The organism is Niabella aquatica (assembly GCF_054779315.1).
The window spans coordinates 39,120-52,537 of the sequence record NZ_BAAGYM010000016.1 but is presented as its reverse complement, the minus strand read 5'-3'; the positions used below and the strand labels follow the sequence as shown (position 1 = coordinate 52,537).

Annotated in this window: 10 protein-coding genes; 2 read left to right on the top strand and 8 right to left on the bottom strand. The window is 43.0% G+C overall.

Features of this window, described 5'->3' with window-relative positions:
- Positions 1-19 precede the first annotated feature (19 nt).
- The 5 genes from ACYVBM_RS13750 to ACYVBM_RS13730 all read right to left on the bottom strand — a co-directional run bounded on the left by ACYVBM_RS13750 (position 20) and on the right by ACYVBM_RS13730 (position 6,502).
- Positions 20-1,459, bottom strand: coding sequence for a tagaturonate reductase (locus tag ACYVBM_RS13750; RefSeq protein WP_460686250.1), 1,440 nt, complete (start codon positions 1,457-1,459; stop codon positions 20-22).
- A gap of 80 nt (positions 1,460-1,539) precedes the next feature.
- Positions 1,540-2,367, bottom strand: a complete 828-nt coding sequence (locus ACYVBM_RS13745; RefSeq protein ID WP_460686249.1) for a DUF4350 domain-containing protein — start codon at positions 2,365-2,367, stop codon at positions 1,540-1,542.
- 54 nt (positions 2,368-2,421) lie between these two features.
- A complete protein-coding gene (locus ACYVBM_RS13740; protein ID WP_460686248.1) occupies positions 2,422-4,329 on the bottom strand; it encodes a glycoside hydrolase family 88 protein in 1,908 nt (635 codons plus the stop codon).
- Positions 4,330-4,349: 20 nt separating this feature from the next.
- Complete coding sequence (locus tag ACYVBM_RS13735) at positions 4,350-5,996, bottom strand: glycoside hydrolase family 28 protein (protein WP_460686247.1); 1,647 nt, start codon at positions 5,994-5,996, stop codon at positions 4,350-4,352.
- Positions 5,997-6,298: 302 nt separating this feature from the next.
- On the bottom strand, positions 6,299-6,502 hold the full coding sequence (locus tag ACYVBM_RS13730) for a hypothetical protein (protein WP_460686246.1): 204 nt from the start codon (positions 6,500-6,502) through the stop codon (positions 6,299-6,301).
- 141 nt (positions 6,503-6,643) lie between these two features.
- On the opposite strand from ACYVBM_RS13730, the gene ACYVBM_RS13725 reads away from it, so the two are divergent.
- Positions 6,644-7,789 (top strand): tetratricopeptide repeat protein, encoded by a 1,146-nt coding sequence (locus ACYVBM_RS13725; protein WP_460686245.1) that lies wholly within the window; start codon positions 6,644-6,646, stop codon positions 7,787-7,789.
- A gap of 3 nt (positions 7,790-7,792) precedes the next feature.
- Here the strand turns inward: ACYVBM_RS13725 and gyrB are convergent, their stop codons facing one another.
- The 3 genes from gyrB to ACYVBM_RS13710 all read right to left on the bottom strand — a co-directional run bounded on the left by gyrB (position 7,793) and on the right by ACYVBM_RS13710 (position 11,774).
- Positions 7,793-9,772: a DNA topoisomerase (ATP-hydrolyzing) subunit B gene (gene gyrB / locus ACYVBM_RS13720; RefSeq protein ID WP_460686244.1), complete on the bottom strand. Its 1,980-nt coding sequence runs from the start codon at positions 9,770-9,772 to the stop codon at positions 7,793-7,795.
- Positions 9,773-9,930: 158 nt separating this feature from the next.
- Positions 9,931-10,308 carry a hypothetical protein gene (locus ACYVBM_RS13715; RefSeq protein WP_460686243.1) on the bottom strand — a complete coding sequence of 126 codons (378 nt, stop codon included), beginning with the start codon at positions 10,306-10,308 and terminating at the stop codon, positions 9,931-9,933.
- A gap of 41 nt (positions 10,309-10,349) precedes the next feature.
- The gene (locus ACYVBM_RS13710) at positions 10,350-11,774 is read right to left on the bottom strand and encodes a bifunctional UDP-3-O-[3-hydroxymyristoyl] N-acetylglucosamine deacetylase/3-hydroxyacyl-ACP dehydratase (protein ID WP_460686242.1); all 1,425 of its coding nucleotides are present in this window, start codon (positions 11,772-11,774) and stop codon (positions 10,350-10,352) included.
- A 179-nt stretch (positions 11,775-11,953) separates the two neighbouring features.
- Here ACYVBM_RS13710 and ACYVBM_RS13705 point away from each other — a divergent pair, with 179 nt between their 5' ends.
- A complete protein-coding gene (locus tag ACYVBM_RS13705; protein ID WP_460686241.1) occupies positions 11,954-13,333 on the top strand; it encodes a UDP-N-acetylmuramate--L-alanine ligase in 1,380 nt (459 codons plus the stop codon).
- Positions 13,334-13,418: the final 85 nt, after the last annotated feature.

The following is a 13,418-nucleotide window of genomic DNA, read 5'->3' as shown; positions in this document are numbered from 1 at the left end:
CCGTAGAGATCTTTTTGCATTAAGCGAGGGCCTCTTTAACGGCTTCTTTCATTCCTTTGTCTAAAATAGCTGTTACACCGGCTGCTACTTCTTCTGCAAATCCGGGTAGCTCATCAAGCCGGGCCGTCCATATTTTATCATTGCTTATAATACCTTTTACCCAGCCTTTGATATCTTCTTTATTAAAAGCAGCGCGGATCAGCTCTACAAATTCAGGTGTATCGTTTGGCGTAAAGCTTATTTCAGACTGGCCGCTATATAATACCAGTAAAGCGGCTAAAGAAAAAGTGGTAAGCTTTGCCTTCTTACCCAGCTTATGGTAATTATCTGCTACCGTAGGAAAATCGCGGGTTTCCCATTTGGATAGAGAGTTGAGAGAAATGTCTTTTAAATAATGCTTCAGGTATGGATTATAGAACCGCTCTAAGATCTTCGCGGCAAACGCTTTTAGCTCTTCAGGATCTTCTCCGATACCCGGCAACACTTCTTCAGCTACCATACGGTTGATGAACTGTTCTACCTCGGGCGTATTGAAAGCATCCATTACAGTTTCGCAACCTAGCTGTAAAGCAACAGGGACCATTGCTGTATGGGCGCCGTTTAATATGCGTACTTTTTTAGCACGGAACGGCCGTATATCATCCATGAACAATACATTCAGGCCGGCTTTATCTAAAGGCAGTTTTTCTTTAATGATGCTGTCGCCCCCAATAGCCCATACGTGGAAGTATTCGCCTTTCACCACGAGGTTATCATCAAAACCGATTTCTTCTTTTATTTCATTAATAGTTTCTTTAGGAAAACCTGGAACAATGCGGTCTACCAGCGTATCGTAGAAGCTGCAGGCAGTCTTCACCCATGCTTCAAAGTCTGCCCCTAATTGATTCGCGGCAATATACTTCAGTACAAATTCACGTAAAGTAGAGCCATTGTCTTCGATCAGCTCGCAGCAAACGATCTGCAAACCTTTTGCCAGATCTCCGTTGAACTTCCGGAACCTTTTATATAATAAGGCCGTAATCTTTGCAGGAAAGGATTTGGGAGGTTCGGCATTTAAATCATCTCCTTCTTCGTAACGGATCCCTGCCTCAGTTGTGTTGGAAACAATGATCTCCAGGTCTTCGCTTAAAAATAATGTTTCATATTTCTGATAGTCACTATAAGGATTAATGATACTGTCTATAGACTTTACCAGAGCCACTTCTTTCACCGGCTGCTTATCTTTGATACCTTCCAGGTAAACATGGTACAGGCAATCCTGCTTCTCAAAAAGCGTTCTCACGAATTCACCACCGGCAATAGGCTGCACCATAGCGATCCCGTGGTTCAGGATGCCATCATTATTTGCTTTATCTATCATCCAGTCGACAAAAGCCCTGAGAAAATTTCCTTCACCAAATTGCATGATCTTAACCGGGTAAGCCGGTTTCTGCACAGTTGTTTTATTTAACGGTTTCATATATATTGCATAATTAATAGTTCATGGTTAATGGTTCACAGATAAGGGGCTTTTGCACATTCGACTTCACTATTCGCCATTCACTGTTCCAACAGCCATTTTACCCAGTCTACGGCTGCCTTATCATTTTCGAACTCAGCCGGCAACCTTCTGTGGCCAATATATTCATTATAAATCCAGGGGTCGCCCAATGCGAACACCGTTCCTTCACCGTATTTTGCAACAGCCATCACATCAAAATCGCTGGTCTTTAAGATCACTTCTGCGGGGGCATTTGCAGTTACAGAGCAAATACCTTTTATATACACATTTTTGGCCTTTTTAAAAACAGGGTTGCCTTCATTGACCTTAACCTCTCCCTGCTCAAAATGCGGATCCTGAACTACCAGCCGGTTATCTTTATTGAATGTGATCCCAAATTTTTGAGAGAGTATATTAAAGTGATCCAGCTCACAGTTAGAAGAATCGTTACCCAGCAAAACCAGCACCCCGCCGGCCTTTACCCAGTTGGCAATAGTATTTGCATATGCTTCCGTCATAAAATTAGGAGCGGCTGTTTCTTTTTCATTATCAGGGTCTGCAATAATGTAAATAGCTGCATGCTTTAAATTCTCAGCGGAAGGTGCTTCTGTCAGCGTAGCCAGTTCTGCACCTTCTTTTTTGAACAGATTGCCGAGTTCGGAGTAACCACCCATACTGGTATCGCTCCACAAGTAGTGCCACTTAACCTGCTGCCCGTTTTCTTTTTTATACTCATTGTTAAAAAAATTATCCAGCATTACGATCTTTGAACCGGCAGTAACACCATTGCCTTCGGAGTCTTCTTTCTGTGCATATGAACTTTCTCCGCAAGATGAAAGCGTTGCTGTAATTGTCATCAATGAAATAGCAATAAAAAAATACTTCATAATTAATCTTTTGCTGCTAAGATAGAATTTTAACTCCATCACCTATCCCAACCATTATTTAACCAGGGCATTTTTCAACAACCATTTTACCCAATCTGTAGCGGCCTGGTAATTTTCATATACTTCGGGCAGTTTTCTGCCATCCACGTATTCATTGTAAATCCAGGGATCGCCTAAAACAAACACTGTTCCTTTCCCATATGTAGCCGTAGCCATTACATTAAAATGATCTTTTTTCAAAATTGCTTTAGCCGGTGCACTCACATTCAATGAGCTGATCTCTTTGATATAAATTTTTTCAGCCGAATTAAAAATGGGATTACCTGTCTCAATTTTAACAGCGCCCTGCTCATAATTTTTACCTTTTACCATCAGCTGATCATCGCCATTGAACTTTATGCCAAATTTTTGTGTTAACAGGTTGATCTTATCCTGCTCTGCATTTACAGAGTTATTCCCTAATACTACCAGTACCCCGCCGGCCTTTACCCAATTGGCAATATTATTTGCATAAGCAGCAGTCATATAATTAGGTGCTGCTGTTTCCTTTTCTGTATCGGCATCTACAATAATATATACCGATGCTTTTTTAAGGTTACCAGCATTAGGGGCCTGCTTTAAGGTTTTTAAAGCGGCCCCGTGTTGTTCAAAAATGCTGCCCAAAAAATAGTACCCATTGTTGTCGCGCTCTTCCCAAACGTAGTGCCAGGGCTGCTGCTGCCCGCCCGGACCTTTTTGCCATTCATTATTAAAGAAGTTATCTAATACGACTGTTTTGCCTTTACCAACAGAAAGCTTAGGCATCATTTCTATTTCGTTGGCAGCGAGGATAAAAGCGCCCATTCCTTTAGGATCGTTCTGCACGACTTTCTCCCGCATATAATATTCAAAGCTACCATCGCGATAAGGTTTACCTCCTAAACCAGACACAGAAACAGTGCCTTCGAGATTCGTAAAGCCATCAGCGCCTGTTGTAAGCTTATTCTTTACCAACCCGTCAAAAGCTTTTTTCGCGTTGGCGGCATAGCTTTGCGCAATATATCCTTTCCTGGCGCCTTTTGCCAACGTATAAGAAAGCATAGCGGTGGCTGATGACTCCAGATAATTAGGCTGCCTGTTGGGCAGGTCCACAATATCGTACCACATACCGGTTTTGGCATCCTGTACTTTTACAACGGCAGCAGCAAACCTTTTTAAGATATCGATAATCTGCTTACGGCCCGGGTGATTTTCGGGGAAATAATCCAAGGCATCAACCATAGCTACGCCATACCAACCTAATGCACGGGCCCAGAAATGCGGCGACTTACCCGTTTTTTTATCAGCCCATTGTTGCTCGCGGCTTTCATCATAACCGTGATACAGCAGCCCTGTTTTAGGATCGCGGCTGTTTTTTTCCATCAGCACGAACTGCCGGGCAACATCATTAAAAACAGTGTCTTCTCCAAATACCTGTGCATACTCCGCATAGAAAGGCTGTCCCATATATAAGCCATCTAACCACATCTGCCAGGGATAGATCTGTTTATGCCAGAAGCCTCCTTCCTTGGTTCTTGGATGGGTAAGTAATTGTTTTCTTAAAAGCTCAACCGCTTTTTTATATTTTTCTTTTCCTGTAACACGATAGATGGTTAACAAAGCCTTCCCGTTATTAATGTGATCAATATTATAATGCTCCTGATCATAATCCTTGATCGATCCATCGGGCCTCACGTAATGATCCATGCTGTGTTCTATATATTGAAACCACCTGGCATCTCCTGTTGCCTGCCAAACACCTTCTATTCCTTTTAAAATAACACCCTGGTCGTAACTCCACCGGGCCGGTCTTCCGCCCATGCTGAACGAATCGGGCCATAAGTGCATTGCGGTAAGCGCCATTTGCTGAGAATAAGGAACCTGCTGGGCTTCTGTTTGAAGCGATACAAAACAAATAACTACAAATAATATTTTCTTCACCATACTGATCTTAATTTATCATCCTATTGCAACGATACCGCTTTTTCCGATGCGCCCAGCTCTGCCTTCAGCTTTACTTTTGCTTTGCTATAATCTGTTTTTTGCAGGGACACGGATTTAGTTGTTTCACCTGCAACACGCAACAGGGTATTGGCATCAACATTATACTCAAATCCTTTAAAAGAGATATTATTGCTGTTAATAATATCTATAACCGGTGCGGTTTCTTTGCTAAATACTTTTACATTGTTAAGCGTAATATTACTGGCTTCCTGTATGTCTACGCCTTTTTGTGACTGGAATACCGAATGTTCTATTTTGATATCCTTTATATGCATTTCGGGCAGCCCCCTGATAAATATTGCTTTTTCGGCGCCATTACAATATACATTGCTGATGTTGATATTCCTGAAAGACGGGGTAGTTTCATCAACCGGTAATTTTTCTATTTTAGGCAGCGCTCTTTTCTCGCCTGCCTGGGGTATGGGATCTTTTGCCATATAATACATATCGAAAAGTATGGCTTCGCCCGGTATATCTTTCATATAAATATTCCTGATGAAAATATTTTCTACCACACCGCCCCTTCCCCGGGTTGTTTTAAAACGCAGGCCTATATCGCTTCCGATAAAAGTGCAGTCGCTTACATATACATTGTTAACGCCACCGCTCATTTCACTGCCCACCACAAACCCTCCGTGTGAAGCATAAACCGTACATCCGCGAATAATCACATCTTTGGTAGGCATTGCCCTGGCACGCCCATCTGCATCGCGTCCGCTCTTCATACAAAGCCCATCGTCCCCCACATCAAAAATACTGTTCTCTATTAACGTATTGCTACAGCTTTCCAGATCGATTCCATCGCCATTTTGCGCATACCAGGGATTTTTAACCGTGACGTTCCTTACGGTGATGTTGGAGCTCATCAGCGGATGCAGGCACCATGCCGGTGAATTCTGGAAAGTAACCCCTTCGAGCAGTATTTTATTGCATTTTGTAAACACAGCGAGATTAGGCCTTAAAAAATCTTTTACCGACTGGAAAAAGGCATCATCCCTGCCCGCCTCAATTCTTCCGGGATCTTTTGTTGCATCACCTTTAGCGTAGCTCTCAGATGGCATCCAAAGATCTTTTTTAGCATTCAGTACACCCCCTGATTTCACAAGGTTCTCCCACTGGCTTTCGGTAAGCTTGAATTTTTTAACCGCCCTCCATACATCTCCGTTACCGTCGATGATTCCTTTACCGGTTATGCCTATATTATCAGCTCCTTCAGCAGAAATAGGCGACTGATTACGCATTTGCTCATAACCCTCCCAGTTAGCCTTAATCAACGGATATTGGCTTTTATCTTTTGTAAACAACAAAGTAGCGCCCACCGCCAGGTTCAGGTTCACATTACTCTTTAATACAATGGGCCCCGTAAGCCATAACCCGGCGGGAACCTGTACTATACCTCCGCCTTTTGCGGTGCACTCGTCAATTGCCTGCTGGATAGCCTTTGTATTCAATACATACCCGTCGGGTACCGCTCCATACTTTGTTATTGGGTAACTATCGGCCTTAAATTTTGTTTCTGCAACTTTTGGCAGATCCCAGCTTTTTTGTCCGAAAGCTACAATTGTGGTGGTAGTGAGCAACCATCCTAAAATAAAATTCTTTAACATCCGCAAGCTATTAGGGTGTACAAGGTAAAAAAGAATACCGGTTTCAGCAGCATTACAACACCAGTTTATTTACGCAAACGTTGCCATTATATTAAAATACATCCCGGCAGGAAAAAACAACATTTTTTAAAAAGATTTCTGCCCGTGCCTTGCTCTCGAAGTGGGGAACATCCCCCAAATAACGAACCAGGTTAAAAAAAGAGTAAGCGCTGAAAATAGCCGCTTCAACATAAATGACCATATAGCAAAAAACCCGGCTGAATTGCCGGGCTTATATTAAATGCGAAAATTACAACAATTTTCTACCAATCTTGTTTTGCCACACCCGCCTTAATAGCGGCAAGCGCTTTTGCTTCTCCTAAAAGGGCGGTTAATTTATTTCCTTTACCATCGTGTCCTTTTGCGATATAGCCGCCTTTAGCTGTTCTTGATATAACGGCTTCCTGGATAGGAACGTTTTTCTCTTTGGTTTTTACATTGTAAGCTGTAAGTGTTGCATCTGCCATAGCTGTTGTTTTTTAATTAAGAAAAAATGAAATTAAGGGATTTAGTTAAAAGAAACCGGAAATATTCGATAAAATCGGCACAATATAACTAAATATTTAGTTATATTGTAAAAAATTTGCACATCCAAAATTGTACAAAAAATGATTAAAAAACTGATAATCAATTTATTATTATTATTATTATCAAATCCGAGTATAGCCTTTGCGCAGGGGAACAGCACTGATAGCCTGCAACAATATTTGCAAATACAGGAATACACTAAAGCGATAAGTTGGCTAAAAAAAGCCGATCCTGGCGGCTATAATAAAGAATATCTTTTGAACCTGGGATATTGCTATTACATGAACGGCGATAGTAAGCATGCGCTTGCTGTTTATCAAAAACTGCATGAAAAAGAGCCGGATAATCTTCAGGCCAATCTATACCCTGGCATTATTTACCAAAAAATGAGGAAGTATGGATACGCACTTCCATTTTACCAAAAACTCACCCTGGTTCAACCAGATCAATATAAATACTGGCTATATGCGGCATCCATGTTCAGCGCTTTAGAAATGAATGATTCGGCATTTGCTTATACCGAAAAAGCATACCAGCTCAACCCCCGGGCGCCTGATGCGGTACTGCGCTATTCAAGCAGGCTCATTCTCCAAAAACAAAGAGATAATGCTATAGCTGTTATTAACAACTTCCTGAAAACAGATTCGACAAATGCAGAGGTGATTGCCAGAAAAATTAACTACAGCGCAAGAAATGCCCAATACAAAGAAGTGATTTTTTGGGGCGAACGATTGCTGAAAGATTCGGCAACTGAACCTCTGGCATATACCGATCTTGCCTATGCTTATTTAAATACGAAACAAATTGATAAATGCCTTGCATTTTGCGAGTGGATGGAAGTAAATAATATGAAAAATGAATCGCTGACTTACTGCGCTGCCCAATGCCATGCCCAAAAGAAAAACTATGTTACAAGTAACCTGCTGCTGGATGAGTGCCTGCAACAAAACCTGATATCAACCGCTGTGATCTATTTCAGAAGTAAAGCCGATAATTACGAGGCTACCAAAGAATATAAAAAAGCCATCGCGCAATACGATAGCTCTTATTATATTTTTAACCATCCAACCGATTTATATTACAAAGCCAGGATATATGATATCTACCTGAAAAATAAAATCCAGGCTTCTGTTTTTTACAAAAAATATATTGCGGAAAAACAAAAGCCCGAAGATCCTGCAGAGGAACAATTATTTAAGTATATCAGGGAGTATATAAAGCCCTGACTGTTATATGTCCAGTTTAGCGTACTTGGCATTGGTTTCAATGAAGTCGCGCCTGGGGGCAACTTCATCTCCCATTAACATGCTGAAAACACGATCTGCTTCTGCAGCGCTTTCTATGGTTACCTGCTTTAAGGTACGACGATCGGGATCCATAGTGGTTTCCCAAAGCTGATCAGCATTCATTTCTCCCAAACCTTTATAACGCTGGATATTTACAGTATCCTCCCTGCCGGCACCTAGCCGTTCCACCAATGCCTTCCGCTGTTCCTCATTATAAGCATAAGCCGATTCTTTCCCCTTTTTAACAAGGTATAATGGAGGCTGTGCCAGGTACACATATCCCTGCTCTACCAGTTCCTTCATATACCTGAAGACAAAGGTCAATATGAGCGTGGCAATGTGGCTTCCATCCACATCGGCATCCGTCATAATGATCAGCTTATGGTAACGAAGCTTTGCCAGGTTCAATGCTTTGGGATCTTCAGGGGTGCCTACCGTTACCCCCAGTGCAGTATAAATGTTCCTGATCTCTTCGTTCTCATATATCTTATGCTCCATCGCTTTTTCCACATTCAGGATTTTACCACGCAAAGGCAGTATAGCCTGAAACGAGCGATCGCGGCCCTGCTTGGCTGTACCGCCCGCAGAATCACCCTCTACCAGGTAAAGTTCACAACGCTCGGGGTCACGATCTGAGCAATCGGCCAGTTTACCCGGCAACCCGCCACCACTTAACACCGATTTGCGCTGCACCAGGTCTCTGGCTTTACGGGCCGCAGCACGGGCCTGCGCGGCAAGGATCACCTTATCGATGATCGTTTTGGCAGCCTTGGGATTTTCTTCCAGGTAGGCTTCCAGCACACGGGCAACAGTAGTTTGTACCACACCGCTTACTTCGCTGTTTCCTAGTTTGGTTTTCGTTTGCCCTTCAAACTGGGGCTCCGGCACTTTTACTGAAATAATAGCGCTCAGTCCTTCCCTGAAGTCGTCGCCCTCAATCGAAACCTTGGCTTTTTCAAACATGCCGTTCTTATCGCCGTAGGTTTTAAATACCCTGGTAAGCGCCTGCCTGAAACCGGTAACATGCGTACCGCCTTCAATAGTGTTGATATTATTTACATAGGAATAAATATGCTCGCTGAAAGAATCGTTGTAAGTAAGCGCTACTTCCACGGCCACATTAGAATTTTCATCGTGACCGTCTACACTTAATACTTTAGGGATCAAAGGGGTACGACCAGCACTTTTATCCAACATTTCCACAAATTCGGTAATACCGCCTTCGCTGTAGAAAATTTTAGAGATCACCTCCCCGTTTTCATTCTTCTCCCGGAGATCTGTGAGGGTAATACGGATGCCCTTATTAAGATACGACAGCTCACGCAGGCGGCCTTCAAGAATATCGAACTTATATTCTGTAGTAATAAAAATAGAGTCGTCCGGCCAGAAATGCTGATGGGTGCCGGTTTTATCAGAGATACCGATCTCGCGTACTTCATATTGCGGAATACCGATATGGTACTCCTGCTCAAAAACTTTGCCTTCCCGCTGAACGGTGGTAATCATTTTGGTGCTTAACGCATTTACACAGCTTACACCTACGCCATGCAAACCACCCGATACCTTGTAACTGTCTTTATCGAATTTACCACCGGCGTGCAGGACGGTCATCACTATTTCAAGTGCAGATTTATTTTCTTTTTTATTAATCCCTGTAGGTATACCCCGGCCATCATCCTGCACCGAAATGGAATTATCCTCATGAATGATGACGTCTATATTTTTGCAATGGCCTGCAAGCGCTTCGTCAATAGAGTTGTCCACTACTTCATAAACCAGGTGATGCAACCCTTTAACTCCAATATCGCCAATATACATGGCAGGGCGTTTGCGCACTGCTTCCAGCCCTTCCAAAACCTGTATACTATCCGCCCCATAAGCGGGTTTTTCAATTGCTGCAACTTCCTTTATTTCTTCGCTCATAATTCTTTAAAATACATAAAAATGATGCCCTCAAGGCAATGGGCAAATTTACGAAAAAATGAGCGTTTTAAGGCACTTAAATTGAAATGTGCATATATAGTGAAAACCTATATTGCAGCAGGTTACAGAATGCAGAAACCCGGGCCTTCCGGCAGGCGCTAGTTCACTTTATAGAACGTTACTTCTTCCAGATCAGGTAATGCTGAATGGAATTTTTTTATAGTAAACGATTTTTCGGAAAAGGCAATCTTATACGGCTTACTAAGCCCCTCCGAAGACGATAAATAAATAGAGTCGCCGGAGCTGTTAAACCGGTAAACCATTGGATAACCGGTATTTCCAATGTTCAAAAACAGGTTGGGAGTACTGGCATCTCCGCCGGTGTCTTTTGTAACTACGAGCGTAATCTGCCTGGCACTGCTTTCTATCCAGTTTCCCTGGAACCTGCCTTCAACCGAATCATCGGTTTTTTCTTTTTTGCAGGACATCAAACCAGCCAACAGCAGCGCACTGAAGATGATATACCGAAACTTCATAGCTAAATTTTTTTATCTTAGAATAAAAGAGCCTCCGTTACTCAACGCTTTACGATCTGCGCCACTAAATCAGCCTCTGTAGCCACCTTATTGCCTACATATACTGTTCCGCGCATTTCGCAAATACCACGGCGAATAGGCGCTGTCAACTCCATTTTCAGGATCATGGTATCGCCTGGGCGTACCATTTGCTTGAACTTACAGTTATCAATTTTCAGGAAATAAGTATCGTACTGTCCTTCTCCTGCCAGGTTAATGGCCAGTATACCGCCACATTGCGCCAAAGCTTCTATTTGCAGTACGCCCGGCATTACCGGATTACCCGGAAAATGCCCCTGGAAAAACCACTCATTGAACGTCACGTTCTTGATCCCAATGATTTTTTCATCGGTTAACTCTGTGATCTTATCTACCAGTAAAAACGGGAACCGGTGGGGTAATGTTTTTTCAATGTATTGCAGATCGTAAACCGCCTGGGCCGAGGGATCATAATTAGGCACATCCTTAATGTGCTTATTGGCCTTGATATGCTTTTTGATCATCCTGGCAAAAGCCACATTGCTGCTATGCCCCGGGCGGTTGGCTATAACACGGCCTTTTACCGGGTATCCTATTAAGGCAAGGTCGCCTACAATATCCAGCAGCTTATGCCTGGCCGGTTCGTTAGGATAACGCAGCTCCAGGTTATTCAGATACCCTTCGCTCTTCACCTCTATATTCTCTTTTTTGAATATCTTCTTCAGCCGCTCCAGTTCTGCCTCACCTACAGGCTTATCTACTACCACAATAGCATTATTTACATCGCCGCCTTTGATCAGGTTGTGTTCCAGCAACATTTCCAGCTCATGCAGGAAGCAAAAAGTACGGCAGGTAGAAATTTTTTCCTTAAAGTTCTTCATGGTCTTGAGCTCGGCATGCTGGGTGCCCAATACCGGAGAATTAAAATCAATAAGCGTTGTGATCTGGTACTCGCGCGCTGGCATTATAACCATTTCTACCCGTTTTTCCTCATCCGTCAGGTAGAGGTTCTCATCAATTGAGTACCAGGCTTTGGCAGCATTCTGCTCTTCTATGCCTGCTTCTTCAATAATTTCAATGAATGGCATAGAGCTGCCATCCATGATTGGCACTTCCGGGCCGTTGATTTCAATAAGACAGTTATCTATGCCCATACCCACCAGGGCTGCCAGCAAATGCTCCACCGTGCTTACTTTAGCTCCATTGGCTTCAAGCGTGGTACCACGGCTGGTATCTGTTACCAGGTCGCAATCAGCTTTAATAACCGGTTTATGGGGCAGGTCTACTCTTTGAAACTGAAATCCGAAGCCTGCATTAGCCGGTTTAAGCGTAACATCGGCCAGGACTCCTGTGTGCAGGCCCGTACCGCTGATATTGACAGACTTTTTTAATGTATGCTGTTTGTCAGGGTTAAAATTATTGCTCATAGTAACTGTTGAATTCGGCAAATATAGATTTTTTAGATTTTGTACACGTTTATTGTACAATTTCTTTGCACATTTCGCTTGCATATTTATTTATTACTATTTTTTGTCAGGGGAGAAACTCCCATGAAATTTTTCATTCCTTCCTGGTGCATTTTATGAACGAAAAATTTCATGTACGTTTGCTTCAATCATTTACAGGTATGAACATCAATTTACAAAATATAAGGGGCCCCTTTTTTATAGGCGTAGCAGGAGCGGGCATGAGTGCTATTGCGCAATATCTGCAGGGAACGGGTATGAACGTTAGCGGCAGCGACCGTTTTTTCAATGAGGGTAAGGCCGGAGATATTAAGAAGAAGCTGGAAGCAGAAGGCATTCGGTGTTACCTGCAGGATGGCAGTGGTATTCACTCCGAAACCGACCTGGTAGTAGCCTCTACTGCTATTGAAGATACGGTCATTGAGATTAAAAAGGCCAGAGAGCTGGGCATTCCTGTTATTAAACGCGCAGAGCTGTTGGCCTTAATAGCAGCAAGTAAAAAAACCATCGCTGTTGGCGGCACCAGCGGTAAAAGTACCACTACGGCTATGCTGTTTGATATTATGACCTATGCAGGCCTGTCTCCCTCCATCATCAGTGGTGCAGGTTTGGTAAACCTTATCAAAAAAGGGAAAATAGGCAATGCTTTTGTGGGCAGCAGTGAGTGGCTGGTAATAGAAGCTGATGAAAGTGATGGTTCTATTGTTCAATATCACCCAGCTATCGGCTTATTGCTGAATATAGAGAAAGACCATAAAGAACTGGATGAGCTGATGAAGATATTTGAAACATTCAGGAACAACAGCAGCACTTTTATTGTAAACCAGTCTAATGAACATTCCGGCAAACTGTCTGTAAGGCTAATAAATGACTTTGAAACAGAAGGAAAGAGCCGGGGCGCCGGGTTTGCTGCCGGAGCCTTCCTGCAAAAAGGTTTTCATATTTCTTTTACTATTAATAATGAAGCTTTCGAAATGAATGTAGCAGGCCGGCATAATATGGAAAACGCCATAGCAGCTGTGGCTGCAGCCACACAGGCAGGCGTATCCTTAAAAACAGCCAGCGAAGCGTTAAAGCATTATGAAGGCATTTACAGGCGCTGCCAGGTTTTGGGTAATAAAAATGGTATATGGGTGGTGGATGATTTTGCACATAACCCTGTGAAATGTGCTGCTGCTATCCGCAGCTGCCAGCCTGTAGCTGACAAAGTGATCGCCTGGTTTCAGCCTCATGGCTATACACCCACCAAATTTTTAAGAGCAGACTTTGTAAAAGAAATTGCTGAAGCGCTGAGACCGCAGGATGAAATCTGGATGAGCGAGATCTTTTATGCCGGCGGCACCACCACCAAAGATATTTCGGCCAGCGACCTGATAAATGATTTGAAAGCCCTGGGCAAAAACGCCTGGTTCGTAGCAGACAGAACCCGGTTTTTAGAAGTGGCCAGGCCTCATATAAAAAAAGAGAATGTATTGCTGCTAATGGGTGCAAGAGACCCCTCGCTGGAAGCTTTTTCTAAAACAATTTTTGAGAACCTTTAAACAGCCGTTATTGGTATTGAACACGGCCATGCGTGCGAACCAGCACCAAGAATATTTGGGAAGAACCTGCCTGTTGGTGTTTTAC

Bases quoted from the DNA above. Each gene is read 5' to 3' on its own strand.
- ACYVBM_RS13730 (WP_460686246.1), bottom strand. From the start codon at position 6,502: ATGGCAGATGCAACACTTACAGCTTACAATGTAAAAACCAAAGAGAAA.
- gyrB (WP_460686244.1), bottom strand. From the start codon at position 9,772: ATGAGCGAAGAAATAAAGGAAGTTGCAGCAATTGAAAAACCCGCTTAT.
- ACYVBM_RS13750 (WP_460686250.1), bottom strand. From the start codon at position 1,459: ATGAAACCGTTAAATAAAACAACTGTGCAGAAACCGGCTTACCCGGTT.
- ACYVBM_RS13705 (WP_460686241.1), top strand. From the start codon at position 11,954: ATGAACATCAATTTACAAAATATAAGGGGCCCCTTTTTTATAGGCGTA.
- ACYVBM_RS13735 (WP_460686247.1), bottom strand. From the start codon at position 5,996: ATGTTAAAGAATTTTATTTTAGGATGGTTGCTCACTACCACCACAATT.
- ACYVBM_RS13725 (WP_460686245.1), top strand. From the start codon at position 6,644: ATGATTAAAAAACTGATAATCAATTTATTATTATTATTATTATCAAAT.
- ACYVBM_RS13740 (WP_460686248.1), bottom strand. From the start codon at position 4,329: ATGGTGAAGAAAATATTATTTGTAGTTATTTGTTTTGTATCGCTTCAA.
- ACYVBM_RS13715 (WP_460686243.1), bottom strand. From the start codon at position 10,308: ATGAAGTTTCGGTATATCATCTTCAGTGCGCTGCTGTTGGCTGGTTTG.
- ACYVBM_RS13745 (WP_460686249.1), bottom strand. From the start codon at position 2,367: ATGAAGTATTTTTTTATTGCTATTTCATTGATGACAATTACAGCAACG.